This window comes from Aeromonas allosaccharophila (assembly GCF_000819685.1).
GTDB classification, from domain to species: Bacteria; Pseudomonadota; Gammaproteobacteria; order Enterobacterales; family Aeromonadaceae; genus Aeromonas; species Aeromonas allosaccharophila.
This window is the reverse complement of sequence record NZ_CDBR01000041.1, coordinates 1-1,262: the sequence shown is the minus strand read 5'-3', so window position 1 is coordinate 1,262 and position 1,262 is coordinate 1. Positions and strand designations below refer to the sequence as shown.

Annotated in this window: 1 protein-coding gene; it reads right to left on the bottom strand. The window is 58.8% G+C overall.

What is annotated here, in order from left to right; genetic code table 11:
* Window positions 1–12: 12 nt before the first annotated feature.
* Window positions 13–1,179, bottom strand: a complete 1,167-nt coding sequence (locus tag BN1115_RS08550) for an IS4 family transposase (RefSeq protein ID WP_042656823.1) — start codon at window positions 1,177–1,179, stop codon at window positions 13–15.
* Between the last annotated feature and the right edge of the window lie 83 nt (window positions 1,180–1,262).

Here is a 1,262-nt window from a genome sequence, read left to right as displayed (position 1 = left end):
AATGCCAGTCAGTTAAGCCTGACTGGCATTGTTTTTATTGGTTTTTTTTACACTGTACCTCTGTGGCCTTGCTTTCACGCAGCGGGGGTAACTTCGCTCCCTGCGTTCCGGCAACACAAACTGCCCCGCCTGTTTCTCCAGGTCAGCTACCCGTTTCGGGATAGTCCCCGGTGACAGGTAGGGCATGCAGCTCAGTTCATGGATGAGGTACACCGATGCCATGTGAAAACTCAGCTGACTGGCCGTGTATCCCTTCAGGCTCGCCGCCATCTTCACCATCTGGCTGCGCAGCAGGTTGTACGCCAGCAGCATGCCCCACAGCTCCTGTCGTATTCCCGCCGCCTTCTTGCTGCGCAGGGTCAGTCGGTGTTGTTGCAGACTGTGCTTCATCTCCCGATAGCCCAGTTCGATTTCCCAGCGATGGCTGTAGAGCTCAACAATCTCGGCGTTCGGAAAGCGCATCGGGTCGACCATCGAGGTCAGCACCTGCCGCTCCTGGCCGTTGATAGTGCGAGTCAGCAAGCGGGCTTCCACCGTGTCCGGCAGTTGCGGCCACTTCTTCCTCGCCTGTGGGCTGGTTTTCAGCAAGACCAGTGCATCCTGGCGCCCCAGTTTGCGCACCACCTCGTATTGGGTGCCCTTTTTGAGCGGCAGCAACCAGTGCCGCTCTACGCCCGCACTCTGCCATGCGTGGAGCAGGCCGAGGGAGTAGAACCCCTTGTCGAACAGGGTGAGCGAGTGGTCCGGTGTGCGCGCAATGAGCTGCTCGGCCAACACCATCTCGTTGACGGCGCAGCTCTCCATGACGGCCTGAACAAGCAGGTGGCTGGTGAGCTCCATCTGGCAGAGCATGCGCACCTGCGGATAGGCGGTCTCCCCATGCTGGGTGCCGGGCTTGGCAAAGGCAGCGGCANNNCTGGGGGCAACAAAGGGACGGTCACCGGGCAGTAGGATATCGAGCTGATTGACCAGCTGGGTCATGGGGACGTGGCGGAAGATGGCCATGCCGATGATGGCCCAGACCAGTCGCTCCATGGGCATACGGCGACGGCGCAGGGTAGCAACGCCCTCTTCGCCGAGCAGAGTGGTGATGAGCTCGTTGGGAATGAGGTCAGAAAGTGACTCAAACTGAGCGGCCTTGCTGGCGTGGAGGAAGTCGAGAGCTTGAGCGATGCGCATAAAAAATCCGAAACCAATCAACAGGTTTCGGATTTTCACACATCAGAAGGATCGGTCAATGGATCCTTAACTGATCGGCATTA